Origin of the sequence: Serinibacter arcticus, from assembly GCF_003121705.1 — a bacterium.
Lineage (GTDB): Bacteria > Actinomycetota > Actinomycetes > Actinomycetales > Beutenbergiaceae > Litorihabitans.
In genome coordinates this window covers 3,314,564-3,340,481 of the sequence record NZ_PYHR01000002.1, presented here as the reverse complement: position 1 = coordinate 3,340,481, position 25,918 = coordinate 3,314,564, and the positions used below count along the sequence as shown (strand labels likewise).

At 73.8% G+C, this 25,918-nt stretch carries 20 protein-coding genes; 10 read left to right on the top strand and 10 right to left on the bottom strand.

Features of this window, described 5'->3' with window-relative positions; genetic code table 11:
• The first annotated feature begins 99 nt into the window (after positions 1-99).
• Complete coding sequence (locus tag C8046_RS14865) at positions 100-1,317, top strand: hypothetical protein (RefSeq protein ID WP_109230115.1); 1,218 nt, start codon at positions 100-102, stop codon at positions 1,315-1,317.
• 101 nt (positions 1,318-1,418) lie between these two features.
• On the opposite strand, the gene gdhA is transcribed toward C8046_RS14865, so the two are convergent.
• Both gdhA and purL read right to left on the bottom strand, forming a co-directional pair.
• The gene (gdhA, locus tag C8046_RS14860; RefSeq protein ID WP_109230114.1) at positions 1,419-2,756 is read right to left on the bottom strand and encodes an NADP-specific glutamate dehydrogenase; all 1,338 of its coding nucleotides are present in this window, start codon (positions 2,754-2,756) and stop codon (positions 1,419-1,421) included.
• A 115-nt stretch (positions 2,757-2,871) separates the two neighbouring features.
• On the bottom strand, positions 2,872-5,193 hold the full coding sequence (gene purL / locus C8046_RS14855) for a phosphoribosylformylglycinamidine synthase subunit PurL (protein WP_109230113.1): 2,322 nt from the start codon (positions 5,191-5,193) through the stop codon (positions 2,872-2,874).
• Positions 5,194-5,338: 145 nt separating this feature from the next.
• Here purL and C8046_RS14850 point away from each other — a divergent pair, with 145 nt between their 5' ends.
• Positions 5,339-7,372 carry an AAA family ATPase gene (locus C8046_RS14850; protein WP_109230112.1) on the top strand — a complete coding sequence of 678 codons (2,034 nt, stop codon included), beginning with the start codon at positions 5,339-5,341 and terminating at the stop codon, positions 7,370-7,372.
• A 34-nt stretch (positions 7,373-7,406) separates the two neighbouring features.
• Here the strand turns inward: C8046_RS14850 and C8046_RS14845 are convergent, their stop codons facing one another.
• The 3 genes from C8046_RS14845 to C8046_RS14835 all read right to left on the bottom strand — a co-directional run bounded on the left by C8046_RS14845 (position 7,407) and on the right by C8046_RS14835 (position 11,128).
• Positions 7,407-8,258: a siderophore-interacting protein gene (locus tag C8046_RS14845; protein WP_235866346.1), complete on the bottom strand. Its 852-nt coding sequence runs from the start codon at positions 8,256-8,258 to the stop codon at positions 7,407-7,409.
• 66 nt (positions 8,259-8,324) lie between these two features.
• Entirely contained in the window at positions 8,325-10,412 is a 2,088-nt protein-coding gene (locus C8046_RS14840) for an acyl-CoA dehydrogenase (RefSeq protein ID WP_109230110.1), read from the bottom strand.
• A gap of 56 nt (positions 10,413-10,468) precedes the next feature.
• The gene (locus tag C8046_RS14835; protein WP_109230109.1) at positions 10,469-11,128 is read right to left on the bottom strand and encodes a TetR/AcrR family transcriptional regulator; all 660 of its coding nucleotides are present in this window, start codon (positions 11,126-11,128) and stop codon (positions 10,469-10,471) included.
• Between the two features lie 120 nt (positions 11,129-11,248).
• Here C8046_RS14835 and C8046_RS14830 point away from each other — a divergent pair, with 120 nt between their 5' ends.
• Together C8046_RS14830 and C8046_RS14825 are read left to right on the top strand one after the other, a co-directional pair.
• Positions 11,249-12,331: a hydroxymethylglutaryl-CoA reductase gene (locus tag C8046_RS14830; protein ID WP_216628979.1), complete on the top strand. Its 1,083-nt coding sequence runs from the start codon at positions 11,249-11,251 to the stop codon at positions 12,329-12,331.
• A gap of 118 nt (positions 12,332-12,449) precedes the next feature.
• Positions 12,450-13,643, top strand: coding sequence for a hydroxymethylglutaryl-CoA synthase (locus C8046_RS14825; RefSeq protein ID WP_235866345.1), 1,194 nt, complete (start codon positions 12,450-12,452; stop codon positions 13,641-13,643).
• Between the two features lie 19 nt (positions 13,644-13,662).
• Here C8046_RS14825 and C8046_RS14820 read toward each other — a convergent pair whose 3' ends face one another.
• A complete protein-coding gene (locus tag C8046_RS14820) occupies positions 13,663-15,723 on the bottom strand; it encodes an AAA family ATPase (protein WP_109230108.1) in 2,061 nt (686 codons plus the stop codon).
• Positions 15,724-15,872: 149 nt separating this feature from the next.
• Between C8046_RS14820 and C8046_RS14815 the strand changes: the two genes are divergently transcribed.
• From C8046_RS14815 to C8046_RS14800, 4 genes are all read left to right on the top strand, one after another.
• Positions 15,873-17,237 (top strand): acetyl-CoA C-acetyltransferase, encoded by a 1,365-nt coding sequence (locus C8046_RS14815; protein ID WP_109230107.1) that lies wholly within the window; start codon positions 15,873-15,875, stop codon positions 17,235-17,237.
• Between the two features lie 3 nt (positions 17,238-17,240).
• Entirely contained in the window at positions 17,241-18,602 is a 1,362-nt protein-coding gene (locus C8046_RS14810) for a 3-oxoacyl-ACP reductase (protein WP_109230106.1), read from the top strand.
• 40 nt (positions 18,603-18,642) lie between these two features.
• Positions 18,643-19,659 carry a MaoC/PaaZ C-terminal domain-containing protein gene (locus tag C8046_RS20035; RefSeq protein ID WP_109230105.1) on the top strand — a complete coding sequence of 339 codons (1,017 nt, stop codon included), beginning with the start codon at positions 18,643-18,645 and terminating at the stop codon, positions 19,657-19,659.
• Between the two features lie 147 nt (positions 19,660-19,806).
• A complete protein-coding gene (locus C8046_RS14800; RefSeq protein WP_109230104.1) occupies positions 19,807-20,715 on the top strand; it encodes an META domain-containing protein in 909 nt (302 codons plus the stop codon).
• 105 nt (positions 20,716-20,820) lie between these two features.
• Here C8046_RS14800 and C8046_RS14795 read toward each other — a convergent pair whose 3' ends face one another.
• Positions 20,821-21,468 carry a hypothetical protein gene (locus C8046_RS14795; RefSeq protein ID WP_109230103.1) on the bottom strand — a complete coding sequence of 216 codons (648 nt, stop codon included), beginning with the start codon at positions 21,466-21,468 and terminating at the stop codon, positions 20,821-20,823.
• Between the two features lie 38 nt (positions 21,469-21,506).
• On the opposite strand from C8046_RS14795, the gene C8046_RS14790 reads away from it, so the two are divergent.
• Positions 21,507-22,040 carry a DinB family protein gene (locus tag C8046_RS14790; RefSeq protein ID WP_109230102.1) on the top strand — a complete coding sequence of 178 codons (534 nt, stop codon included), beginning with the start codon at positions 21,507-21,509 and terminating at the stop codon, positions 22,038-22,040.
• Between the two features lie 132 nt (positions 22,041-22,172).
• Here C8046_RS14790 and C8046_RS14785 read toward each other — a convergent pair whose 3' ends face one another.
• The 3 genes from C8046_RS14785 to purS all read right to left on the bottom strand — a co-directional run bounded on the left by C8046_RS14785 (position 22,173) and on the right by purS (position 25,046).
• On the bottom strand, positions 22,173-23,849 hold the full coding sequence (locus C8046_RS14785) for an AMP-binding protein (RefSeq protein ID WP_235866344.1): 1,677 nt from the start codon (positions 23,847-23,849) through the stop codon (positions 22,173-22,175).
• 202 nt (positions 23,850-24,051) lie between these two features.
• On the bottom strand, positions 24,052-24,783 hold the full coding sequence (purQ, locus tag C8046_RS14780) for a phosphoribosylformylglycinamidine synthase subunit PurQ (RefSeq protein WP_109230100.1): 732 nt from the start codon (positions 24,781-24,783) through the stop codon (positions 24,052-24,054).
• The gene (gene purS, locus C8046_RS14775; RefSeq protein WP_109230099.1) at positions 24,783-25,046 is read right to left on the bottom strand and encodes a phosphoribosylformylglycinamidine synthase subunit PurS; all 264 of its coding nucleotides are present in this window, start codon (positions 25,044-25,046) and stop codon (positions 24,783-24,785) included. The genes purQ and purS overlap by 1 nt, the downstream gene beginning before the upstream one ends.
• 543 nt (positions 25,047-25,589) lie before the next feature.
• Here purS and C8046_RS18955 point away from each other — a divergent pair.
• On the top strand, positions 25,590-25,880 hold the full coding sequence (locus C8046_RS18955) for a hypothetical protein (RefSeq protein WP_216628978.1): 291 nt from the start codon (positions 25,590-25,592) through the stop codon (positions 25,878-25,880).
• Positions 25,881-25,918: the final 38 nt, after the last annotated feature.

Here is a 25,918-nt window from a genome sequence, read left to right as displayed (position 1 = left end):
GTTCAGCGGCGCCGATGCGGCCATCCGTGCGCGCAACGCCCCGGCGCCGAGCACCGGCCGCCGGTACCGTAGATCCGGACGGAGGAAGGGGCATCAGCGGTGGGAGAGCGGCATGATCCCGAGGAGTGGCTGGACCTCGACGACCCTGACACCACGGCGCTTCTCGACGACGACGGCGACGCGGCCTCGGACCGCCTCGCCGACCCCGACACCCCGCGCGCCCCGCGGAGCCGCCGCCGGATCGCCCTCGCTGCCGTGGCCGGCGCCGTCGCCCTCGGTCTCGTGGCCGGCGCCGTCCTCTGGTCGCGTGAGCGCGCGGCCCGCACCCCCGAGGCCGCCGTGCTCGCCTACGCCCAGCTCGTGGCCGACGGCGACGTCGAGGCCGCCACCGCGCTCGTCCCGGTCCCCGGCACCCCGATCGAGGAGGCGACGGCGGAGCTCGTGCCCGAGACCGGTCGCACCTACGTGGATCCGGCGCTGCTGAGCGACGCGTTCTACGCGCAGGCCCGCTCCGGCCTCGACGAGATCGCGGTCGCTCCGACCCCGGCGACGACCGACGCCGTCGCCGGCGACACCGTCGAGGTCGAGCTCCGCTACGAGGTGGACGGCCGCCGCGCCGGAACGCTGCTGCGCGTCGAGCGTCGAGCCGACACGCTCCTCGGTCTTCCCGACTGGCGGGTGGTCGACTCGCTCGCGGTCCCGCTAGCCGTCGAGCTGAGCGATCCGCTCGGGCGGACGGTGACGATCGCCGGAGTCCCGGTCGCCTCGGGTCAGACCGTCGACGGCGGCTCGGTGATGGTCGCGCTCTACCCCGGGACGTACGAGGCGGTGCTGCCGCCCGGCCCGAACCTGGACGGGGTCACCGAGACCGTGCGGATCGCGGGTCCGGGCAACGCCGCCCGCGCCGGTGCGACCACCCCGGTCCGCACCGTCGTCCCCGCCATCGTCGCCCCCGAGCTCTTCGCTCGGCTGGCGGACGCGCTGCAGCACGCCCTCGACACCTGCACCACGGCTCCGGTCGGGAACGTCGCCGTCGCGTGCCCCGCGGTCCTGACGTCCGCCCTGGACGCCGGGTCCACGGTCGAGGCTTCTGCGGTGCCGACCGTGTCGGGCGTCGAATTCCCCCCGACCGACGACGGCGGGCTGCTCGTCGAGGCGGTCACGGCCCCGGCGTCGCTGACCCTCACCGACCCGACAGGCGGGACGACGACGCTGCTGTTCGAGATGAGAGCCTGGGCGCCGCTCGAGCAGGAGTCCCCACCGATCGGTGCGCGACTGGTCACGCTCGGCGGCGACGCCGACACCTCCGAGCCGTAGGTGCCGTTGCGCGCACCCGTGGCCGGTTCAGCGCCGCCGATGCGGCCATCCGTGCGCGCAACGCCGGCGGCCGCCGGCGGCGGCCAACCGGCCGGCGGAGGTCAGATGACGCCCTGGGCGATCATCGCGTCGGCGACCTTGGTGAAGCCCGCGGCGTTGGCACCGAGCACGTAGTTGCCCGGGTCGCCGTAGCTCTCGGCGCTCTCCAGGCACGTCGCGTGGATGCGCTCCATGATCGCCGTCAGCCGGTCGACCGTGTACTCGTGCGTCCACGAGTCCCGGCTCGCGTTCTGCTGCATCTCCAGCGCCGACGTCGCCACGCCACCAGCGTTCGCCGCCTTGCCCGGGCCGAACAGCACGCCGGCCTCGCGCAGGACGGCGACGGCGTCGCGCGTCGTGGGCATGTTGGCCCCCTCCGCCACCGCGACGACGCCGGAGCGCACGAGGGCGGCCGCGCCGTCGGCGTCGAGCTCGTTCTGCGTCGCGCACGGGACGGCGACGTCGCAGTCGACGTCCCAGATCGTCCCGCTCGTCCCGAGCGAGGCCGAGGACCTGGCCTCGACGTAGTCGGCGACCCGGCCGCGGCGCTCCTCCTTGACCTCGCGGAGCAGGTCCAGGTCGACGCCGTCCTCGTCCACGACGTAGCCGGAGGAGTCGGAGAACGCGACGACGTGGGCGCCGAGCTGCTGCGCCTTCTCGATCGCGTAGATCGCCACGTTGCCCGAGCCCGAGACGCTCACGCGCCGGCCGTCGACGGACTCCCCGCGTGTGCGCAGCATCTCCTGCGCGAACAGCACGGCGCCGTAGCCGGTGGCCTCCGTGCGCGCCCGGGAGCCGCCCCACGCCAGGCCCTTGCCCGTGAGCACCCCGGCCTCGTAGGCGTTCGTGATCCGCCGGTACTGCCCGAACAGGTACCCGATCTCGCGGGCCCCGACGCCGATGTCACCGGCCGGGACGTCCGTGTACTGGCCGATGTGGTTGTGCAGCTCCATCATGAACGACTGGCAGAACCGCATCACCTCACCGTCGCTGCGGCCGCGCGGGTCGAAGTCGGAGCCGCCCTTGCCGCCGCCGATCGGCATGCCGGTGAGCGCGTTCTTGAAGATCTGCTCGAACCCGAGGAACTTCACGATGCCGAGGTTGACCGACGGGTGGAAGCGGAGCCCGCCCTTGTACGGCCCGAGCGCCGAGTTGTACTGCACCCGGAAGCCGCGGTTGACCTGCACCCGCCCCGCGTCGTCGACCCACGGCACCCGGAAGATGATCTGGCGCTCGGGTTCGCACAGCCGCTCGAGCACCCCCTGCTCGAGGTACTCCGGTCGGCGCTGCACCACGGGGGCGAGCGACTCGAACACCTCGTGCACGGCCTGGTGGAACTCCGGCTCCCCCGGGTTGCGCTGCAGCACGCGCTCGAGGACGTCGGTGATGTCGTGGCTCATGGGGACCTTCCGTCGGTCCGCCCCGGGCGCGCGACGACGCCCACCCGGGGCGGGGGTGAGGGGCTGGTGGTGCAGGAGGGGCGACGGGCGGCCGGGCGACCCCGGCCGCCGTCGCTCAGCCGAAGTGGCGGGCCAGCGTGGCCGTGCTCGCCTCGCGCAGCTCGGTGACGCTCACCTCGAGGCCGTCGACGGCGAGCACGGGCTCCTCCGTCGTCTCGCCGAGGCGCACGATCGGGAACGACCGCGCCGAGCACAGGTCGGCCAGGGCCACCTCGCTGCCGCGCGGAACGGCGACGACGGCGCGCGCCGTCGACTCGGAGAACAGCGCCGTGGCGAGGTCGACGCCGTCGCGCTCGAGCAGCGCGCCCAGGTCGATCCGGGCGCCGACGCCGAAGCGCAGCACCGAGTCGACCAGCGCCTGGCCGAGCCCGCCCTTGGAGAGGTCGTGGGCGGCGAGCACCAGGTCGTCGCGCGAGGCGTTGACGAGGATCGCGGCGAGCGAGCGCTCGGCGGCGAGGTCGAGCGCCGGCGGGAGCCCGCCGAGGTGACCGTGCACGACGTCGGACCAGACCGAGCCGTCCAGCTCGGCGGCCGTGGTGCCGAGCAGGAAGATCGACTGGCCGGCGCCCTGCCAGCCCGACGGCGTGGCGTGCGCGACGTCGTCGAGCACGCCCAGCACCCCGACGACGGGCGTCGGGTTGATCGAGGAGTCGATCTTCCCGGGCTCCCCCGTGCCGTTGTAGAGCGAGACGTTGCCGCCCGTGACCGGGACGCCGAGGGTCTGGCAGGCGTCCGCGAGACCGGTGATGGCCTCGACCAGCTGCCACATGGAGTCGGGGTCCTCGGGGCTGCCGAAGTTCAGGCAGTCGGTGACGGCGAGCGGGCGGGCGCCCGTCGTCGCGACGTTGCGATACGCCTCCGCGAGGGCGTGCTGCGCACCCGTGTACGGGTCGAGCTTGGCGAACCGGCCGTTGGCGTCGGTGGCGATGGCGACGCCGAGACCCGTGCTCTCGTCGACGCGGACCACGCCGGCGTCGTCGGGCATCGCCAGCGCGGTGTTGCCCTGGACGTAGCGGTCGTACTGGTCGGTGATCCACGACGCCGACGCGAGGTTCGGGCTCGCCACCAGCGCGAGCAGCTGCTCGCGGATCTGCGCCACGTCCGTCGGGACGGCGAGGCCGGCGGCGACGACGCCGTCGGCGTTGAGGCCGTCCTGCCACGCCGGACGCGCGTACGGGCGGTCGTAGACCGGACCCTCGTGGGCGACGGTGCGCGGGTCGACGTCGACGATGCGGTGGCCGAAGTGGTCGATGGTCAGACGGCCGGAGTCGTTGACCTCACCGATCACGGCGGTCTCGACGTCCCACTTCGCCGTGACGGCGAGGAACGCCTCGAGCTTGTCGGGCGTCACCACCGCCATCATCCGCTCCTGCGACTCGGACATGAGGATCTCGCCCGCGGTCAGCGAGGGGTCGCGCAGCAGCACGGACTCGAGGTCGACGTGCATCCCGCCGTCGCCGTTCGAGGCCAGCTCGCTCGTGGCGCACGAGATGCCGGCAGCACCGAGGTCCTGGATGCCCTGGACGAGTCCGGCGTGGAAGAGCTCGAGGCAGCACTCGATGAGCACCTTCTCCATGAAGGGGTCGCCCACCTGCACGCTCGGGCGCTTGGTCGGGACGCCGCCCTCGAAGGTCTCGCTCGCCAGGATGGAGGCGCCGCCGATGCCGTCGCCGCCGGTCCGGGCGCCGAAGAGCACGACCTTGTTGCCGACGCCGGAGGCGTTGGCCAGGTGGATGTCCTCGTGCCGCAGCACGCCGACGCAGAGGGCGTTGACGAGCGGGTTGCCCTGGTAGCAGGGGTCGAACTCGGTCTCGCCGCCGATGTTCGGCAGGCCGAGGGAGTTGCCGTAGCCGCCGACGCCGCCGACGACCCCGTGCACGACGCGCGCCGTGTCGGGGTGGTCGATCGCACCGAATCGGAGCTGGTCCATGACGGCGACCGGGCGGGCGCCCATCGAGATGATGTCGCGGACGATGCCGCCGACGCCGGTCGCTGCGCCCTGGTAGGGCTCGACGTAGCTCGGGTGGTTGTGCGACTCGACCTTGAAGGTGACCGCCCAGCCGTCACCGATATCGACGACTCCCGCGTTCTCGCCGATGCCCACCAGGAGATGCTCGCGCATCGCGTCGGTGGTCTTGTCGCCGAACTGGCGCAGGTGCTTCTTGCTCGACTTGTAGGAGCAGTGCTCCGACCACATGACGGAGTACATGGCGAGCTCCGCGGCGGTGGGCCGACGGCCCAGGATCGTGACGATGTCGGCGAACTCGTTGTCCTTGAGGCCGAGCTCGCGGTACGGGAGCTCCAGGCCGGGGGTCGCCTCGGCGTTCTGCACGGTGTCGGGGGCGTGGTGCTCGGCGGGCGTCGCAGGGGTGCTCATGGGGTCCTGTCGAGGGGCGGGGCGGGAGGGCTCCAGCGTAGCCGGGGCGGCCCGCCCGGCTCACTGACGTCCACATCCCGATGGCCCCCGACGGCGGGGGCCGGTCTACCATCGAGGAAACTCTGACCAGGTGGGGGATCTACGCATGCCCGAGGCTCAACCGTCCGTCGTCGGAACGATCCGCGAGGACGGATCGTCCGAGGTCGCCGTCGACGGCGTCGCCGAGCAGGTGACCCCGCCCGGGACCGCCCTGCTCGACGCACGCTCGGCGCTGACGGCCCACGTCGCCCGCCGCGCCGCCGTCGCCGGCCCGCAGGTGGTCGAGGTGACCGACCCCGAGGTCCGCGTGCAGCTGATGGTCCACCCCGACGGCACCGTCTCCTACCTGACGGTCGCCGAGACGCCGCCCGCCCCCGCCGCACCGTCCGCGGCGCAGAGCACCCCGGAGGTCGATCCCGCCGTGGACGAGACCCGCATCTCCCCGCTGCCCGACTCCTCGCGCGCGCGGCGCCGCGACTACGCCGCCGCCCGCGAGTCAGGCGCCACCGACCCCGACGTCACGCTGCGGCCCGCGACCGCGTTCTCGTTCGCCCCGCCGGAGACCCCGGCGTCCGGGGGCACCGGGGCGCCCGACGGCGGAGCCCACACCGGGCCCGTCGTCTCCCCCGGCCTCGTGGCCCACTCCCCGTTCGTGGTGCCGTCGCTCGAGGTGCCGACGTCGCTCTCCACCCCCGCGCCGCCGCCCAGCGTGCCGATGCTCGTGCCGCCCGCTGTCGGGGCTGCGGAGCCGGCTCCGGTGGAGACCGAGGCCGAGGAGGAGACCGGGGTCGACGCCGAGCAGGCCGAGGCCGAGGCCGAGGTGGCCGAGGCACGTTCGACCGAGGAATCGTCGCCGCAGGAGCCCGTCGTGGAGCAGACCCCGGCGCCGGCGCCGGCCCAGCAGTTCGGGCTCCCGACGCCGCAGCAGCCCGCCGCCCCGGCCGCTCCCGCGTGGCCGCAGCAGCCGCCGCCGCCGCAGTCGACCCAGCAGCACGCCACCCCGACGGAGCAGCCCGCTCCCCCGGCGCCGCACTGGCCGCAGCAGTCCTGGCAGCAGGTCCCGCCGTCGGGCGGCTACCCGCAGCAGCCGCAGCCCCAGGCGCCGGAGCACCAGCAGCAGCCCGGCCAGCCCGGCCAGCCCGGCCAGCCCGGCCAGCCGGGGCAGCCCTCCGCGCCCGCTTACGGCGTCGACCCGTCCGGCCAGCCGGCCGCCCCGGCCGCCCCCGCCGGCCGTTCCTCGTTCCTGCAGTCCGCCGAGCACGAGGCCCCGGCCTCCCAGGGCTGGCGCGGGGCGATGCGCCGCGTCGGGATCAAGGTCTCGCCCTCGGAGGACGAGCGCGCCCAGCGTGCCGACGAGTCCGCCGTCGCCCAGCACTGGCCAGGGACGCGCACGATCGCCGTCGTGAACGGCAAGGGCGGGGCCGGGAAGACGCCGACCACCGCCATGCTGTCGGCCGTCTTCGCCCGCCAGGGGGGTGGTGGTGTGCTCGCGTGGGACAACAACGAGACGCGCGGCACGCTGGGCTGGCGCACCGAGCAGGGGCCGCACGAGTCCTCCGTGCGCGACCTGCTCCCCCGGACCGACGACCTGCTCGCGCCGAGCGCGCGGGCCGCCGAGGTCGCGTACTACGTGCACCACCAGACACGGGACATGTACGACGTGCTGCGCTCGACGCCGCACCTCCTCTCGGCCCAGCAGCGCATCAGCGGCGACGACTTCGACGCGGTGCACGACGTCGCCTCGAAGTACTTCCGGATGCTGCTCATCGACTCGGGCAACGACGAGGCCGCCGAGCACTGGCTGCGGATGATCGACCACGCGCACCAGATCGTCGTGCCGCTGCGCGCCGAGGCCGAGCACGCCGAGGCCGCCGCGCTGCTGCTGGAGGAGCTCGCCGCCCGCGACGAGCACTCGGCCCAGCTCGCGTCGCGCGCCGTCGTGATCGTGTCGGAGGCGCGCAAGGACGCCAGCGCGAACGCCCAGACCATCGCGAACGGCTTCCGCTCGATGGTGCGCTCCGCCGTCGTCATCCCCTACGACCCCTCGATGGTCGGAGGGCTGCTGCGCTTCGACGCGCTCAAGCCGGCGACGCAGCGCGCGTGGCTGCAGGCCGCCGCCGAGGTGGCGCGAGGCCTCTAGGCCGCCAGCAGGCCTCGTCGACCGACGGACGCGCTCAGCTCGCGCGCCGCTGCTCCTCCGCCTCGACCGAGGCGTTCCACTCGCGCTTGCCGTCGCGCCACTGCTCGTCGTTGGCGCCGAGGCGCCAGTAGCCGGAGATCGACAGCCGCTCGCGCTCGATCGCGCGGTCGAACCGCAGGTGGCTGCGCAGCGCCTTCACCCAGCCGGCCTCGCCGTGCACGAACGCCTGGAGCTCGCCGTCGGGCAGCTCGAGGCCGCGCACGACGGCGACCACGGCCTCACCGACCGAGGTGTCGGCGCACGCCGCGTGCACCCAGCGCACCCTGACGTCGGCGTCGGAGACCAGCGGGATCTCGTCGCCCGAGTCCTCGACCGCGATGACGACGTCGGCGCTCGCCCCGACGGGCAGCCGCTCCAGCGCGTTCGCGATGGCGGGCAGCGCGCTGGCGTCGCCCACGAGCAGGTGGTGGTCGGCGTCGAGGTCGGGCGCGTAGGCGCCGCCGGGACCGCGCACGAGGACGCGGGAGGTGGGGCCGAAGGGCTCGACGTCACGCGCCCACGGGCCGGCAATGCCCTCGTCGCCGTGGACGACGAAGTCCATCGTGACCTTGCCGGTCGCGGCGTCGAACGTCCGGATCGTGTACGTGCGCAGCACGGGCCACTCGTGCGGCGGCCGCGTCGCGCGCACCTCCTCGCCGTCGTACGGGAAGCCGAGGTCCACGCCGACCGGCGCCAGCTCGACCTTCACGTAGGCGTCGGTGAAGTCGTTCATCGGGAAGTCGGCGAGCGAACCGCCGTCGGGACCGGTGAACGTCAGCCGCACGAGGTGCGGCGTGAGCCACTCCCGTGCGACGACCTGCATCTGCGTGACAACACCGCGACCCACGTGACCACTCCTCGCTCTAGGTGAGGTAAGCCTAACCCAACTTGGCCGGGGTCCCGCCGCCGCCGCTCAGACGGGCTGGGCCACCTTGGGCCCGCTCGCCCCGTCCCGGGTGTCGGCCAGGTGCTTCTCCAGCACCGGCGCCGTCCCGGTCGCGCGCTCGCGGCGGACATGGGCCCGCGCGTCCTCCTGGCGCTGCGCCTCGGCCCCCGTCGCGATCGCCGCGCGCAGGTGCTCCGGGCCGTACCCGAACGCCTCGATCAGCTCGAGGGCGTGCGGCCGCAGCCGCAGCAGCAGCCGCTCGACGTAGGAGGTCACGGTGCGCGCGCGCTGGGCCGAGAGCCGGCCGTTGACCAGGTACCAGGCAAGGTTCTTCTCGATCGTCGTCAGGGCGAACAGGTCGCGCAGCCACACCATCACGCGTCGGGTCGCGGGCTCGGTGACCGCCTCGAGCGCCGCGGTGAAGGACTCCCACTGGAGGAGCTCGCCGTGCGCCCGCGCGGCCTCGACCAGCTCGGCCTGGTTCGCGTCGAACGCCGCGGCCCGCTCGGCCGGCGTGCCCTTGAGGGTCGGACGCAGGCGGAGCGCGATCTCCTCGATCATCGTCTCGACGCGGTCCTCGAGCAGCTCCCGCTGCATCGCCGGGTCGCGCAGCTCCTCGGCAGACCGGGCGCGCGAGCCCCAGTCGCGGATCGACTGCGACGCGCGGCGCAGCGGCGTGCGGTGCAGCGCCATGTCGCCCGCGCGTTCGGCCACCCACCGGGCCTGACCGGCTACGTCCATCTTCGCCGTCGAGCGCCCGTAGTCGGTGAGCAGGCGCTTGCCGACGAGCTGCAGCAGCACGGTGTTGTCGCCCTCGAACGTCGCGTACACGTCCATGTCGGCCCTCAGGCCCACGAGCCGGTTCTCGGCGAGGAAGCCCTGGCCGCCGCAGGCCTCGCGCGCGGTCTGGAGCGTCTCGAGCGCGTGCCAGGTCGAGAGCGGCTTCGCGGCGGCCGCCAGCGTCTCGAGGTCCTGACGGTCCTCGTCGGAGTCGTGCTCGCCGGCGAAGACGCCGTGGAACCGCTCGAGCAGGTCGTTGTGCAGCAGCTGGACGGCATAGGTGCGCGCGAGCAGCGGCAGCAGGCGACGGCGGTGCGTGCCGTAGTCCGCCAGCACCGTCTCGGCCTCGGGGTCGGCGCCGGTGAACTGGCGCCGCTCCTCGGCGTAGCGCCACGCGATCGCGAGCGCCATCTTGCTCACGACGGCGGAGGCGCCGTCCAGCGAGACGCGCCCCTGCACGAGGGTCGAGAGCATCGTGAAGAACCGACGACCGGGCGAGGCGATGGGCGAGGTGTACGAGCCGTCCTCCGCGACGCTGCCGTAGCGGTCGAGGAGGTTGGTGCGCGGGATGCGGACGTGGTCGAACGCGAGCCGACCGTTGTCGATCCCGTTCAGCCCGCCCTTGTGCCCGTCGTCCTCGCTCGTGACGCCCGGGAGCATGGGGTGCGCGCCGTCGACCTTGTCCTGCGAGGTGTCCCGGAGCGGCACGTAGAACGCGTGCACACCGTGGTTGACGCCGTTCGTGACGAGCTGCGCGAACACGACGGCGGCGGTCCCGTGCACGGCCGCGTTGCCGATGTAGTCCTTCCACGCCGCACGGTAGGGCGTGTGGATCTCGAACTCCTGCGTCTCGGGGTCGAAGGTCGCGGTGGTCGCGATCGAGGCGACGTCGCTGCCGTGGCCCGTCTCGGTCATGGCGAACGCACCGGGGACCGCCAGGCTCATGATCCCGGGGAGGAAGGTCGTGTGGTGGTGCTCGGTGCCGAGGTGGAGGACGGCGGAACCGAACAGGCCCCACTGGACGCCCGCCTTGATCTGCACGGAGGGGTCGGCGACGATCAGCTCCTCGAAGCCGGCGATGTTGCCGCCGGGGTTGTCCTCACCGCCCAGCGCGGTCGGGAACGCCCGCTGCACCTCCCCCGCGTCCGCGAGACGCTGCAGCGACGCGAGCACGCGCTCGCGGTGCTCGGCCATCGGCTGACCCGGGATGCTGACCATCTCGGGCTCGGTGGAGATGTCGCGGGCGTGGCGACGCAGCTCGGCCCAGCGACCGTCGAGGAGGTCGGCCAGCGCGCCGACGTCGAGGGTGGTCGGGGCGGGGTTCTCGGCGGCCATGGTGGTGACTCCTTCGTCTCGCGGGCTCGGGGTTGTCGATGCGTGGGTGGGGGCGGTCACGGGCTGGGGGTGCCGACGCAGATCCAGCCGGCGAGCGTGTCGGCGAGGCGCTCGATCTCGGCGTGCTCGACGTCGGGGTCGCGGTCGGCGACCGTGCCGCGCTCCACCAGCCACACCTCGGCTGCGCCGCGGACGAACCCGATGACGCCGGCCGCCCACATGTGGGCGGCGTCGCGCGACCGCTCCTGCGCGGCCAGCGCGTCGCTGAGGACGGGCACGAGGAGGGCGGCCGCGTCGTCGGCCAGGGTGCGCAGGGGACCGGGCTCCTCGCTCACCTCGCCGCCACGCGTGACGAACGTGTAGACGGCGGGCGAGGTAGAGATCATCCCGAGGTAGACACCGACCATCGCCCGGACGGCGTCACGGGGTCCGGTGGCGCGGTGGGAGACGTCCGCGAGGGCGGAACCCATCTCCTGCAGGACGGCCTCGCCGACGGCGGTCTGCAGCCCGCTGCGGTCGCGGAAGTAGCGGTACACGATCGACTTGGACGTGCCGATCGCGGAGGCGATCTCGTCCATGGACAGGTCGGGGCCGCCGTGGTGGATCGCCTTGCGGGCGGCGCGCGTGAGGTCGTCGCGACGGGCTGCCCGGTGGGACTCCCAGCGCAGCGACCGCCCGTCGGAGCGGGGGGAGGCGTCCTCGACGACACGACTCATGAAACTCACGGTATCAGGTACTTCCGGTCCTCGACAGTCTCGTGGCGATCGACCGTGCACGCCGGGCCCGCCCTCGGACCGCGCAAGCTCGCGGCGGCGGTGACGGGGTAGCGTCGGACGGTGGCCATCTCCGCATCCTCGAGCACCCCGATCCCTCTGAAGTGGGTCGGACCGATCCGCGTCTCCGGCGACGCCGTCGGCGGCACCGACGAGGTCAGCGTCCCGCTGGCGACGTACGAGACGCCGCTGTGGCCGTCCGTCGGCCGGGGCGCGCGCGTCTCGACGCTGATCGAGGGCGGGATCCGCACCGTCGTCGTCGACGAGCGGATGTCCCGGTCTGTCCTGCTGGAGGCCGACGACGCCGCGACCGCCTACGCCGCCTGGCTCCGGATCACGGGCTCCCGCGAGGAGCTGCAGGCCGTCGTCGCGACGACGAGCCGGTTCGCGCGCCTCATCGACCTGCACTCCGAGATCGTCGGCGACCTGCTGTTCGTGCGCTTCGAGCTGACCACGGGCGACGCGTCGGGCCACAACATGGTCACGCTCGCCTCGGAGCGGCTGATGGACCACATCCTCGCCACGATCCCCGGCGTCCGGTACGGCTCGATCTCGGGCAACTACTGCATCGACAAGAAGCCGTCGGCGGTCAACGGCATCCTCGGCCGCGGGAAGAACGTCGTCACCGAGATCCTGATCCCGCGCGAGATCGTCGAGCGTCGGCTGCGCACGACCGCCAAGCGTGTGGAGACGTTGAACACACGCAAGAACCTCCTCGGCTCCCTCCTGGCGGGCTCGATCCGCTCGGCCAACGCGCACTACGCGAACATGCTGCTCGGCTTCTACCTGGCCACGGGCCAGGATGCGGCCAACATCGTCGAGGGCAGCCAGGGCGTGACCCGGGCCGAGGACCGCGACGGCGACCTGTACTTCTCCTGCACCCTCCCCAACGTGATCGTCGGGTCGGTGGGCAACGGCAAGGGCCTGCCCGAGGTCGAGGAGGCCCTCACCCGGCTCGGCTGCCGCGAGGACCGCGAGCCGGGCGAGAACGCCCGACGGCTCGCGGTGCTGGCCGCGGCGTCGGTCCTGTGCGGGGAGCTCTCGCTGCTGGCGGCGCAGACCAACCCGGGCGAGCTGATGCGCTCGCACGTCGTCCTGGAGCGTGGGGAGAGTCGTGGAGATCGGGTGCAGACTCCCCCGGCCTGACGACCCAGGTAGTTAAGTTGGTGAGACAAGGTCCATAATCGTTGGTGGGCATCGCCGGGTGCCTGCCGGTCTGGGTGCCGCAAGTCCCAGAAGGTGCTGGAGAAGGAGCCCGTTGACCATGGTGCGAAGCGAGACCGAGATGCCGCTCTCGATCGGTATCCACGACCTCGCCCTGGCGACCTCCCAGCACAGCCTGTCCCTCACGGACCTGGCCGACCACCACGGCATCGACCCCGCGAAGTTCACGGTCGGCATCGGCCAGGACGTGATGAGCGTGCTCGCCGGGGACGAGGACATCGTCACGATGGCCGCCGACGCCACGGCCCGCATCATCGAGCGCAACGGCACCGAGGGCATCCGCACCCTGCTGTTCGCCACCGAGAGCGGCATCGACCAGAGCAAGTCGGCCGGCGTCTACGTCCACAAGCTCGTCGGCCTCCCCTCGACCGTCCGCGTCGTCGAGCTGAAGCAGGCCTGCTACTCCGCGACGGCGGCGCTGCAGTTCGCCGTCGGGCTCATCGCCCGTGACCCCTCCCAGAAGGTGCTGGTCGTGGCGAGCGACGTCGCACGCTACGACCTCGGCTCCTCCGGCGAGTCCACCCAGGGCGCTGCCGCCGCCGCGATGCTCGTGCAGGCCGACCCCGCGCTCCTCGTGGTGGAGAACCCCGCCGGGGTCTACACCGAGGACGTCATGGACTTCTGGCGCCCGAACTACCGCACCACCGCGCTGGTCGACGGCAAGGGCTCGATCAAGGCCTACCTCAACGCCATCGGCGGCGCGTGGGAGGACTACCTCGCGCAGGGCGGTGCGAGCTTCTCCGACTTCGCCGCGATCTGCTACCACCAGCCGTTCACGAAGATGGCGACCAAGGCGCACCGTCACCTCGCCGTCCTCGCCGGGGGCAACCCGACGCCCGCCGAGGTCGCCGCCGACCTCGACGAGACGATGCGCTACAACCGCCTCATCGGGAACTCCTACACCGCCTCGGTGTACGTGGCCCTCGCCTCGCTGCTCGACCACCACGAGGGCGACCTCGCGGGGTCGCGCATCGGCCTGGCGAGCTACGGCTCGGGCTCGGTCGCGGAGTTCTTCGCCGCCGTCGTCCAGCCCGGCTACCGCGAGCACCTGCGCGGCGCCGAGCACGCCGCGATGATCGAGCGCCGCACCCCGCTGGACCACACGGCCTACGAGGTGCTCCACAAGACGACGCTCCCCGAGGACGGCCGCGAGTACCGCACGTCGCGCGAGTCGGTCGGCCCGTTCCGGTTCGCCGGGATGATGGGCCACCAGCGCCTGTACGAGCACGCCTGACCCACCACCCCGCCGGTCGCTACAGGTACATCCCGGGCGCCGCCGACACCTCCTGCACCACCCCGCGCGCGGGCACGTCCTGCGGGAGCAGCGTGCGAACGTCCTGGAACGAGGGGTCGGCCATGGCCACGATCCGCACGGCCTGCAGGGCCGTCGCCTCCTCGAAGACGTTCCGCACGAAACGTCCGTTGCCGAAGTTGCGCGGCCGCTCGCGGGGGAACAGCGACCGCACCGCGAGCTCGACGCCCCACGCCAGCGTGTAGCCGGCCTGGGCCGCGACGAGAACGAAGATGCGCCACAGGTCGTCGTCGGTGTAGTCGTCGAACGCGAGCGTCGTCGGGAAGCGCGAGGCCAGCCCGGGGTTGGCGTCCACGAAGCGCTGCATCTCGTCCGGGTAGCCGGCGGCCACGACGACGAGGTCCTCGCGCATGTCCTCCATGAGCTTCACGAGCGTGGCCACGGCCTCGTGCCCGAAGTCGCGGAAGGAGTCGCGCGGGATGAGCGAGTACGCCTCGTCGATGAACAGGACCCCGCCGAGCGCGCGCTCGACGACGGCGCGCACCTTCGGCGCCGTCTGGCCGATGAACTCCCCGATGAGGTCGGCCCGGCTGACCTCGACCAGGTGGCCGCGGCTCAGCAGCCCCTGCTGCGCGTAGACCCGTGCGAGGATCCGGGCGACCGTGGTCTTGGCGGTGCCGGGGTTGCCGACGAACAGCAGGTGCCGCGACCGCTCGCTCGGTGGCATCCCCGCCCGCACGCGGAGGATCTCGGCCCGCGCCTCGGCCTGCAGCCGGACGACCTGCTGCTTGATCGGCGCGAGACCGATGAGCGCCTCGAGGTCCTCGAGCGGTTCGCCGATGACCACGTCCTCCTCGACGACCGGCGCGGCCTCGCCGTCCTCACCCTCGCGCAGCGCGACGACCCCGCCCGGGTGCCCACCCGCGTCCTCGTCCGTCCCCCAGGCGCTGGACGACGACGCCGTCCGGCGCTCGAGCTCGGCCAGCAGCGGGTTGACCCCGCGCCGCACGGTGTAGAGCTCCTCGACGTCCTCCATGAAGTCGAGGACGTTCAGCACCGGCGCGACCGTGCCAGGCACGGTCGGGAGCGCCGGCACGTACCCGGCGAGCACGCTGCCCAGCGCCTGCAGGTGCCTGACGAGCTCGTACTCCCCGGCCTGCATCGCGCGCACGACGAACGCCCGCGTGGCCGTGTTCGAGTCCGCGGCCCGGAACCCGGGTCGGCGCGCCTCCCACTCGCGCTGCACCTCGCCCGCGACCTCCGCGCCGACGGCGGCCGCCAGCATCGGCGGCACCAGGACCTCGCGGCCCAGGCAGACGTCGGCGAGGAAGCCGGGCGCGGAGAGCTCGCGGGTCGCCGCCCGCGACAGCAGCGCCGCGAGCGCGGCGAACGAGGGGTAGGCCCACGCGACGACGTCGACCGGTCCGGCCAGCTCGGGCAGCACCGAGTAGACGCCCTCGTCGAGGTGGTGGCGCCAGTACGTGCGCACCGCGTCCATGGACCCGGTGAGGTGGATCGCGGTGAGCGCGGCGTCGTCGCCGTCGAGGACGTGGTCCAGGACGCCGACGACGGCGGCGCGCCGGGTCTCGAGCTGCGGGACGTCCGTGAACACGTCGAGGATCGCGCGCTGGGTCTCCAGCGCCCGACGGCGGTCCCAGCCGTCGGTGACGGCCCACGAGAGCAGCTGGGTGGGCCACGCCGTCGCCGCCCCGACGTACCGCCACACGCTCTGCGGATCGAGCATCTTGCCGGGCTGCAGGTACCGCTCGGTCATCTCCCACGGGAAGCGCGAGTGCGGCCCGCAGAAGACGGGTGTCGGGCCGGCGAGCCACGCGGCGGCGTCCCAGACCATGGGGATCGCGCGGGAGGTGCCGGGGAGGTAGGTCGTCGAGGTCGTGATCGCCGAGCCGACGCGGGCGTCGCCGGCGATCTCCTCGATGCAGCGGTGGGCCTCCTCGAACCACCCGTCCGGCACCGCCCAGGGCGGGACGCCACCGAGGACGTCGAGGTGGTCGGCCGTGCCGAGCAGCGGTTCGAACGGCGCGGGGAGGTGCAGTCGCACGCGGAGGTCCTCCGGACGGGGGTGGTGGGGCGAGGCTGAGGCAGCGATCCCAGATTAGCCAGCCCCCGAACCCCACGGTGGAGCAGGTATCCGGTACGCTGAGTCCTAGCAACTTTTGCTTCCGGATCCCGAGCGCGAGAGGGTCACCGATGACCAGCACGACCGAGTCAGCCAGCAGCACCCCCACCTCCCCCGAGACTGCCCGCCCCTCGGGCACCGCCGTCGTGGTCGGCGGCAACCGCACCCCGTTCGCCAAGGCGGGCGGCCACTTCGCGGGCGCCAGCAACCTCGACATGCTGACGACGACGATCGACGGCCTGGTCGCCCGGCTCGGCCTGGCCGGTGAGCGGATCGGCGAGGTGCGGGCCGGCGCCGTGCTGAACCACTCCAAGGACTTCAACCTGGCGCGCGAGGCCGTGCTCGGCACCGCGCTGGCTCCCGAGACCCCCGCCGTCACGCTCCAGCGCGCGTGCGCCACGAGCATCGAGGCGGCCTGGGACCTCGCGAACAAGATCACGCTCGGCCAGATCAGCTCGGGCATCGCCGGTGGCGCCGACTCCACCTCGGACGCCCCGATCGTCGTCTCCGACCGGCTGCGCCGCACGCTCATCAAGCTCAACCGCGCAAAGACGGTCCCCGACCGGCTCCGGCTCGTCGGCCAGCTGCGTCCCGCCGACCTCGCCCCGGTCGCCCCCAACGTCAACGAGCCGCGCACCGGCCTGTCGATGGGTGAGCACCAGGCCCTGACCAACCTGCGGTGGAAGGTGACCCGCGAGGCGCAGGACGCCGTCGCGCTCGCCTCGCACACCCAGCTCGCCGCCGCGTGGGACGAGGGTCTGTTCGACGACCTCGTCACCCCCTACCGCGGGCTCACGCGCGACGCAGCGCTCCGCCCCGACACCACCATCGAGGCGCTGGCGAAGCTGCGCACCGTGTTCGGCAACGACCACGCCGACGCGACCATGACGGCGGGCAACTCCACGCCGCTGTCCGACGGCGCCGCAGCCGTCCTGCTGGCCTCGCCGGAGTGGGCGGCCGCGCACGGCCTGCCGGCGCTGGCGCGGGTGGTCGACGCCGAGGCCGCCGCCGTCGATTTCACCCGCGGCACCGAGGGGCTGCTCATGGGCGGCGCGTACGCCGTCCCGCGGCTGCTCGCCCGCCAGGGCCTCACGCTGGACGACATCGACCTGGTCGAGATCCACGAGGCGTTCGCCGGCGTCGTCGAGGCGACCCTGGCCGCCTGGGCGGACGAGACGTTCGCCGCCGACGAGGTCGGCGCCCCTGCGCTCGGCACGCTCGACCGCAGCAAGCTCAACGTCGCCGGCTCCTCGCTCGCGGCCGGTCACCCGTTCGCCGCGACCGGCGCCCGCATCGTCGCCACGCTCGCGACGCTCCTGCACCGCCGCAAGGCGGCGCTGGTCGCCGAGGGCGGCAGCGCCGAGGTCCCCGTGCGCGGCGTCATCTCCGTCTGCGCCGCCGGCGGTCAGGCCGTCGCGATGCTGCTGGAGGCCTGACCCATGGCCCCCCCCACGCTCCCCGCCCCCCTGCGCGGCGTCAGCAAGCAGCTCAACCGCGCGATCACCCAGGCCCTCGGCCTCACCGAGGCGGTCACGCTCCGGCGTACCGACCCGACGTCGGTCGACGCCCCGCTGACGGCGGGCCCCGTGCTCGTCATCGGCTCGGGGCCGGACGCCGACGCCGTCGCGCACCAGCTCCACGACTGGCACCTGGACGTGCGCCGCAACCTGCAGGCGCCGACGCAGCAGCGCTGGGGCGCCGTCGTCGTCGCTCTCACCGATCTCGAGGCCCCGGGCGAGGAGGCCGAGCGTGTGCTCGCCCTCGGCGGGGTGCTGCGCGAGCTGGCCCGCAGCGCCCGCGTCGTCACCCTCTCGCGCGCGGTGGCCGACGGCGACGCCCCCGCCGTCGCGGCGGCGCGCGGCGGGGTCTCCGGACTCGTCCGCTCGCTCGGCAAGGAGCTGCGCCAGGGCGCGACCGCCAACGGGATCGAGCTGGCGGACGGTGTCGGCGTCACCGACGCCGCCGCGATCGGCACGCTGCGCTTCCTGCTCTCGGCCCGCTCGGCGTTCGTGGACGGTCAGCTCCTGCCGGTGACCGGTCGGGGCATCACCCCCGAGGACTGGACGCGGCCGCTGGCCGGGACGGTCGTCGTCGTGACCGGGGCGGCACGCGGCATCGGCGCGGAGACCGTGCGCGTCCTGGCGCGCGACGGCGCCCACGTGCTCGGCGTCGACGTTCCGGCCGCGGGCGAGGCGCTCGCCGCCGTCATGAACGAGGTCGGCGGCGTGGCGCTGCAGCTCGACATCACCGCGCCCGACGCCGGCGAGCGGCTGCTCGAGCGCGTCGCGCGCGGCCCGTTCAACGGCCGGCTCGACGTGCTCGTCCACAACGCCGGGATCCTCCGCGACAAGCTGCTGGCCAACATGAAGCCGGAGCACTGGGAGTCGGTGGTGGCGGTCAACCTCGCCGCGCAGGTCGCCATCACGACCACGCTCGCCGAGGCCTACCCGGGCCTGGTCCAGGTCTCGCTCGCCTCGACGAGCGGAATCGCGGGCAACCGCGGCCAGACCAACTACGGCTTCTCCAAGGCCGGCGTCATCGGCGCGACGCAGGCGTGGGCTCCCGTGCTCGCGGCCGGCGGCGGCCGCGCCAACGCCGTCGCGCCGGGGTTCATCGAGACGGAGATGACGGCCTCGATCCCCACGATGCAGCGCGAGATCAGCCGCCGCGTGTCGTCGCTCGGTCAGGGCGGCAAGCCGGTCGACGTCGCCGAGGCGGTCGCGTTCCTCGCCTCGCCGCAGGCCGGGGGGATCAACGGCGCGGTGCTGCGGGTCTGCGGCCAGAACCTGGTGGGACGATGAGCGCGCCGGTGACCGCGGACCGGACGACGAGGGAGCGACGATGACGCATCGCGACGACCACCACGACACCTCGCTCGAGGAGCTCCTCGAGGAGTCGGTGACGGCGACCGGCGCAGCCGCACGGCGTCCCGAGACGCAGCCGACCTCGGTCGTCGCGCTCGACGGCGTGCCCTCGCCCCGGTCGGTGCAGCTCACCGCGCTGGGGCGCACCGCCCAGGCCGTGGTCAGCAGCCCGTCCGTGTCGACCACGCTGCCCGACGTCGCGCTGCGCGCCGGACTCACGCTCGACCGCGAGCGCCTCGACGCCTACTGCCACCTGCTGGGTGAGCGGGCGCTGGAGACGGCGCCCCCGGGCTTCGTGCACGTCAGCGTGTTCGGCCTGCAGCTCGCTCTGATGGCGCGTGCCGACTTCCCGCTGCCGATGCTCGGCCTCGTGCACATCGCGAACCGCATCGAGCAGCTGCGCCCCGTGCGGACCGACGAGCCCCTGACGGCGACGACGTGGGCCCGCCGCCTGGCCTCGCGCGAGGTCGGCGAGGGCATGGGCACCCAGGTGGAGCTCGTGACGGAGATCCGCTCCGGCGTCGAGCTCGTCTGGCAGGGCGTCTCCACCTACCTCGCGCGCAGCACGCAGATCACGGGGCTGCCCGCTCATCAACGCCCCGAGCACCCCACCTTCGAGGCGCCGACGCCCACGGGCGGCTGGGAGACCTCGCTGCGCAGCAGCAAGCTGTACGCCGAGGTCTCGGGCGACCGGAACCCCATCCACACCTCGAAGCTCGCCGCGCGGGCGTTCGGCTACCGCGCGACGATCGCGCACGGCATGGACACGGCGGCGCGCGCGCTGGCCGCCCTCGGTCCGGCGCGCGGCGACGCGTTCACGTGGTCGGTCGAGTTCGCGGCACCGGTCCTGGTGCCCGGACGGGTGGCCGTGGGCGTGGAGCGGCGCGACGACGTCGACTCCTCCGACGGCGGGTCGCGCGCCGGCTACGCGCTCACCGTCTGGGACCCGCGGCGCGGGAAGCTGCACCTGACCTCGACGCTCGCCCAGGCCTGACGGCCGGGGCCGGGCCCGGGCGGCGGCCTGGCCCAGCCGCCGGTCCCGTTGCGCGCACGGATGGCCGCTTCGCCCCGGCTGAAGCGACCACGGGTGCGCGCAACGCGGCGGCTGCAAGACCCGGCGGCGCCCTGACACAGTCAGTGCATGAGCCAGCGAACCCCCGCCCTCCGTCGACCCCTCCAGATGATCGGGGCGGCCGTCCTCGCCGTCGGCCTGGCCGCGTGCACCGCACCCGGCGGCTCGGGCTCGGGCGACGCGGCCGACCCCGGCGCCGACCCCGGCACCGGCGCCGACGACCTCGCGTCGCTCGAGGGCGTGCGCTGGACCCTGGAGTCCGGCACGGTCGACGGCGAGGAGCTCGACGTCCCCGAGTCGCCCGTCATCAGGTTCGGCATCTCCCGCGAGGGCGAGACCGTCAGCATCGCGGGCACCGTCTGCAACTCGGTCGGCGGCGAGCTGGTCGGCTGGCCCGACGTCGTGGAGATCACGGGACTGGCCAGCACCGAGATCTACTGCGAGCAGGACGGTCTGATGGAGCTGGAGGCGGCCCTGACGGACGCCCTGCCCCGTGTCACCGCCATGGCGGGCGACCGCACGGGTCTCGTGCTGACGGGCGACGGCGTCGAGCTCGTGTTCGACGAGGACGGGACGGCCAACCTCGCGGCCGACCCGGTCGAGGCGTTCATCGTCGAGACCGACCTCGCCGCGCTCGAGGGCCTCACCTGGACCTTCGGGTCCGGGACGGTCGACGGCGAGGCGCTCGTCCCCGTCGAAGGGCACGACGCGACGCTCACGGTCACGCGGCAGGACGACGTCGTCTCGATCGGCGGCACCGTCTGCAACACGTTCGGCGGGACGCTCGTCGGCTGGCCGGACGCGGTCCACGTGACCGAGGTCGCGAGCACCCGGATGATGTGCACGCCGGAGGCGCTGATGGACCTCGAGGCGGCGATCCAGGGCGCCCTGCCCCGCATCGACGCGATCACGGGCGACGCCGCCGGCCTCACCCTGACGGGCGACGGAGTCGAGCTCGTCTACACCGGCCGCCCCTGACCTCCCCGACCTCCGACCCTCCGCCCCGTTGCGTGCACGGATGGTCGCTTCGCCGCCGCTGAGGCGACCACCGGTGCGCGCAACGCGGCGCCGCCGGCGGCGCCGTCAGGCGATCAGGTCGCGGAGCTCCACGAACGGCCGGCCCCGGTCGGCCGGGTCGAGGTCGAACCGGATCGCGCCGATGCGCTCCTCCACGGCCCGCTCCCCCAGCAGCGCGTCGAGCATGAGGAAGGCGACGTTGCCCGCGACCGGGCGCTCGACGTCGGCGAAGGCGGGGTGCCACACCGCGACGTGGACCTTCGTCCCGTCGGGCTGCGCCAGCATCACCAGATCGACCAGGTCGAACCGGTGGCCGTCGTAGTCGATGCCCACCGTCGTCGGGTCGGCGGCGGCTCGGCGCCGGTTGTCGAACTCGAACGCGTCGTCGGCGGGCGGCGCCGCCGCCAGCCAGCGGTCGGCGACGTCGGCCGCGTCGGCCGCCCCCTCCGGCGTCAGCACCAGGACGTGACGGGCCGCGCGGCCTTCGCCGGACTCGAACCCCAGGCCGATCGCCCGGGCGCGGGCGCCCAGCTCCTCCCCCACCCGCTGCAGCGCCTCGACGTCCTTACCACGACTGTCGAACGCGTGCGCCGTCGCCGCGGCCCCGCCGTCGCCCCACCACGCCCAGAAGTCGACGATCGCGGCATCCTGGGCCGCGACGGCCGCGTCCTGCGCCGCAGCGGCCCGGTTGGCTCGTGAGGTGAAGAAACCCATGGCTCGCGACCCTACCGACCGGCGGGCACACTCGGACCATGACCGTCCCGGGCGAGACCATCGAACCCGACGCCAAGGACTGGACGTGGGTGCTCTCCCAGCCCTGCCCGGACTGCGGCCTCGAGGCGTCCGCGGTGGCGGTGGCCGACGTCGGCGGCCTTGTCCGCGCGAGCGTCCCGCGGTGGCGCGCGTCGCTCGGCCGCCAGGACGTGCGGGACCGTCCGGACCCGGGCACCTGGTCGCCCCTGGAGTACGGCGCCCACGTGCGCGACGTGTTCCGCGTCTTCGACGAGCGCCTCGCGCTGATGCTGACCCAGGACGCCCCGACCTTCGCGAACTGGGACCAGGACGCCACGGCGCTGGCGGATCGCTACGGCGAGCAGGACCCCGTCGTCGTCGCCGAGGAGCTGGCCGTGGCGGCGGACGTCATCGCCGCGCGGTTCGACGCCGTTCCCGCCCTCTCCCACGAGCGCCGGGGACTGCGCTCCAACGGCTCGGAGTTCACGGTCACGACGCTCGCGCAGTACTTCTGGCACGACGTCGCGCACCACCTTCACGACGTCGGGGCCTGAGCGCCGCTCAGACCCGGCACGGCGCGGTCGAGGCCGCGTTGCCCACACCCCGTCCCCAGGGTTACCCACAGGCTGTGGGGCGCGTCGGCGTCGTCACCCACAGGCCTGTGGACAAGCCCTGTGGAGAGTGGGTCAGCGGGAGGCGTCCAGGTCGTCCCTGACGACCCGCCGCAGCACCTTGCCGATGATCGAACGAGGCAGCTCGGTGACGACGACGAGCTCGCGGGGGACGGCGTAGGACGCGACGCTCTCGGCCGCCCAGGCGCGGAGCTCGGCGAGCGAGATCGCCGGGACCGTTCCGTCGAGCACGATGGCGGCGACCACCTTCTCGCCCAGGTCGCCTGCCGGCATCCCGACGACGGCGACGTCCGCCACCCCCGGCATCTCGCGCAGGCGGTCCTCGACCTGCGAGGGGTAGACCTTGAAGCCGCCGGTGACGATCATCTCCTTGATGCGGTCGACCAGCGTGACGAAGCCGGCCTCGTCGACGGTGACGACGTCGCCGGTCCGCAGCCACCCGTCCTCGAGCAGCTGGTGCGCCGTCTCCTCCGGCCGGTTCCAGTAGCCGGAGAAGACCTGCGGCCCGCGCAGCAGCAGCTCACCGCGGGCGCCGGGCTCGACGTCCTCGAGCGACTCGGCGTCGACCACGCGGATCTCCGTGTCGGGGAACGGCACCCCGAGCGCGCCCGCGCGGCGCTCCGCGGACACCGGGTTGCCGAGCGCCACGGGCGACGTCTCCGTCATGCCGTAGCCCTCGATCGCGTAGCCGCCGGTCGCCTCCTCCCACGCCTGCGCCGTCGCCTCGGGCAGCGCCATCGCGCCGCTGAACGCGAACCGGAACGAGGTGAGGGCGACCCCGGCCTCGCGCGCCGCCGTCGTGAACCGGTCGATCATCGGCGGGACGGCCGGGAGGAAGGTGCCCGGCCGGCGCTTCTGCGCGGAGACCAGGGCGGCGGGGTCGAACTTCGGGAAGATCACGAGCGTCGCGCCGGTGCGGATGCCGTAGCCGAGGCAGAGCGTCAGCCCGAAGGCGTGGAAGAACGGCAGCGCGCCGTAGAGGGTCTCGGTGCCGCCGACCGTGCGGGTCCACTCGGCGCACTGGACCGCGTTCGCCACGAGGTTGCGGTGCGTCAGCACCGCGCCCTTCGGGGTGCCGGTGGTGCCGCCCGTGTACTGCAGGAGCGCGACGTCGGAGCTCGCCGGGTACGGGTGGCTCGCGGGCAGCGCGGGGCCGCCGCGCCGCACGAGGCGCTCCCAGCGCAGGGCGCCTGCGGGGACGTCGGCGCGCAGGGCGTCGCGCGTGGCGCGCGCGGCCCGGACCGGGAGCCGGAGCGCCAGCTGCGAGCCGCGCGGGAGGTCCCCGGCGACGTTGACGGCGATCACGGTCGTCAGGGGGGAGCTGGTGCGGGCGCCGAGCGCGGCGCGGGCGACCTTCTCCCACACGATGGCGACGCGGGCGCCCGAGTCGGAGAGCTGGTGCACGAGCTGCGTGGCCGTGTAGGTCGGGTTGTGCTCGACGACGACGCCACCGATCCGCAGCACGGCGTAGAACGCCACGACGTGGGTGGTGCAGTTCGGCAGCGCGATCGCGACGCGGTCGCCGGGCTCGACGCCGAGGTCGAGCAGGGCCTGCGCCGCGCGGGCCACCTGGGCGTCGAGCTCGGCGTAGGTGAGCGTGGCCCGCAGGAAGTCGACGGCGATCCGGTCGGGCCACGCGGTGGCGGCGGCGGTCAGGCCGTGCGGGACGGACTCGTCGGGGATGGTGACGGTCAGGGGTCCGAACTCGGGACGGGGCGCGGTCGCGTTCACTACGCCACCGTAACTTACGGAAGCGTAGGTTTCCTGAGAGTCGGCTGAGAGCATCGCGAGGCCGTTGCGGTGCGGTCGCGAGGCCGTTGCGGTGCGGTCGCGAGGCCGTTGCGGTGCGGTCGCGAGGCCGTTCGGGTGCGGTCGCGAGACGACTCACCCCTCCGCGAGCGCCCGCGGGCCGCTCACGAAGGGGTGGGGGTCGTCAGGCCGTCGCGAGCAGCGACGCGAGCGCGGAGGTGAAGAACCGCAGGCCGTCGGTACCGGTGCGGACGCCGGCGTCGCCGTCGGGACCGAAGCCCTTCTCGACGGCGTGCTCCGGGTGCGGCATGAGGCCGACGACGTTGCCGCGAGCGTTGCTGATGCCGGCGATGTCGCGGCGCGAACCGTTGGGGTTGACGTCGACGTAGCGGAAGACGACGCGGCCCTCGCCCTCGAGCTCGTCCAGGGTGCGCTCGTCGGCGACGTACTGGCCGTCCTGGTTCTTCAGCGGGATGACGATCTCCTCGCCGGTGGCGAAGGCGTTCGTCCAGGCGGTGCTCGCGTTCTCGACGCGCAGCACCTGGTCGCGGCAGACGAACGTCAGCTTCTCGTTCTTGATCATCGACCCGGGCAGCAGGTGCGCCTCGGTGAGCATCTGGAAGCCGTTGCAGATGCCGAGCACCGGCAGGCCGCCGTTCGCGGCGTCGACCAGCGCGGTCATCACCGGGGCGAACCGGGCGATGGCGCCGGCGCGGAGGTAGTCCCCGTAGGAGAACCCGCCGGGGAGCACGACGGCGTCGACCCCGGCCAGGTCGGCGTCCCCGTGCCAGAGCGGCACCGGGGTGGCGCCGGCGAGCCGGACGGCGCGCTGCGCGTCACGGTCGTCGAGCGTCCCGGGGAACGTGACGACGCCGATGCGCGCGCCCTGGGCGCCCGGGGTGGCGGGAGCCGACATCAGGCGGACACCGCGGCCGGCTCGGCCTCGACCTTGACGACGTCCTCGATGACGGGGTTGGACAGCAGCGTCTCGGCGGCGCGGCGGATGTCGGCGAGGACCTCGTCGGTCACCTCGCCGTCCACCGTGATCTCGAACCGCTTGCCCTGGCGGACCTGGGAGATGCCGGTGAAGCCCAGACGGGGCAGGGCGCCGTTCACGGCCTTCCCCTGCGGGTCCAGGATCTCCGGCTTGGGCATGACCTCGACGACGACGCGTCCCATGGCAAGGCTCCGTACGTGGCTGGTGGCGAGACGGGATGGGGAGTTCTCCCCGGGGAGACGCGGTGCTCGTGCACAGCACTCCACCCACGAGTCTACCGGGGGGTGCGAGGATGAACGCATGGAGCAGGCCGGACACCACGAGTCGACGAGCACGACCCCCGCCGCGGGCACGATCCCGCCCCCGCCGACCCGGCCCGCCTTCCCCGCGGCCGCCCCGGCACCGGCGCCCGAGACGGCGCCGGTGGAACAGGCGTCGGTGGAGCAGGCGCCTCCTGTCGAGCAGGCGCCCGCCGCCCAGGCTCCTCCGCCCGCTCCTGCGTGGGCGAGTCCGCAGCCCGCCGCCTCCCCGTGGCAGACGCCGCCGGCCCAGGCCGCTCCGTCGCCGTCCCCGTGGGCGCGTCCGGCCGACGACGGCGGCGCCCCCGTTCCGCCCGCCGCCCCGTTCCACCCGCCCCGGTCCCGCCCGTCGCGGCGCCCGCCGCCGAGCCCGTGGTCCCGGCCCTGCCGCCGGCCGCGCCCGAGGCGCCGTCGACGCACCGTCCCGTGTTCACCGAGCCCGACGTCGACCAGACGCACGTCCGGCGCGACGACGCGTTCGCCGCGCCGGCCGCGATCGAGGAGCACGCGTCTGAGGAGCAGCCGGCCGCCGAGCAGTCGGAGGCCCCCGAGACCGAGGCTCCCGAGACCGTCGAGGACCCCACCGAGACCTACGAGGAGCCCGAGGAGCCCGCCTCGATCCGCACCGATCCGCCGCCGGCCCCGCGGCACCCGCAACCCCCGAGGCTCCCCCGGCCACCGCCGATCCGCACCGCCAGGCCCTTCTCACCACCGTGAGCGAGGCGCTGCTCGCCGCCGCCGAGACGTCGCAGCGT

Coding starts and splice junctions, on each gene's coding strand:
- gdhA (WP_109230114.1), bottom strand. CDS start 2,756: ATGAGCCACGACATCACCGACGTCCTCGAGCGCGTGCTGCAGCGCAAC.
- purL (WP_109230113.1), bottom strand. CDS start 5,193: ATGAGCACCCCTGCGACGCCCGCCGAGCACCACGCCCCCGACACCGTG.
- C8046_RS14850 (WP_109230112.1), top strand. CDS start 5,339: ATGCCCGAGGCTCAACCGTCCGTCGTCGGAACGATCCGCGAGGACGGA.
- C8046_RS14840 (WP_109230110.1), bottom strand. CDS start 10,412: ATGGCCGCCGAGAACCCCGCCCCGACCACCCTCGACGTCGGCGCGCTG.
- C8046_RS14835 (WP_109230109.1), bottom strand. CDS start 11,128: ATGAGTCGTGTCGTCGAGGACGCCTCCCCCCGCTCCGACGGGCGGTCG.
- C8046_RS14825 (WP_235866345.1), top strand. CDS start 12,450: ATGGTGCGAAGCGAGACCGAGATGCCGCTCTCGATCGGTATCCACGAC.
- C8046_RS14815 (WP_109230107.1), top strand. CDS start 15,873: ATGACCAGCACGACCGAGTCAGCCAGCAGCACCCCCACCTCCCCCGAG.
- C8046_RS14810 (WP_109230106.1), top strand. CDS start 17,241: ATGGCCCCCCCCACGCTCCCCGCCCCCCTGCGCGGCGTCAGCAAGCAG.
- C8046_RS20035 (WP_109230105.1), top strand. CDS start 18,643: ATGACGCATCGCGACGACCACCACGACACCTCGCTCGAGGAGCTCCTC.
- C8046_RS14800 (WP_109230104.1), top strand. CDS start 19,807: ATGAGCCAGCGAACCCCCGCCCTCCGTCGACCCCTCCAGATGATCGGG.
- C8046_RS14795 (WP_109230103.1), bottom strand. CDS start 21,468: ATGGGTTTCTTCACCTCACGAGCCAACCGGGCCGCTGCGGCGCAGGAC.
- C8046_RS14790 (WP_109230102.1), top strand. CDS start 21,507: ATGACCGTCCCGGGCGAGACCATCGAACCCGACGCCAAGGACTGGACG.
- purQ (WP_109230100.1), bottom strand. CDS start 24,783: ATGTCGGCTCCCGCCACCCCGGGCGCCCAGGGCGCGCGCATCGGCGTC.
- purS (WP_109230099.1), bottom strand. CDS start 25,046: ATGGGACGCGTCGTCGTCGAGGTCATGCCCAAGCCGGAGATCCTGGAC.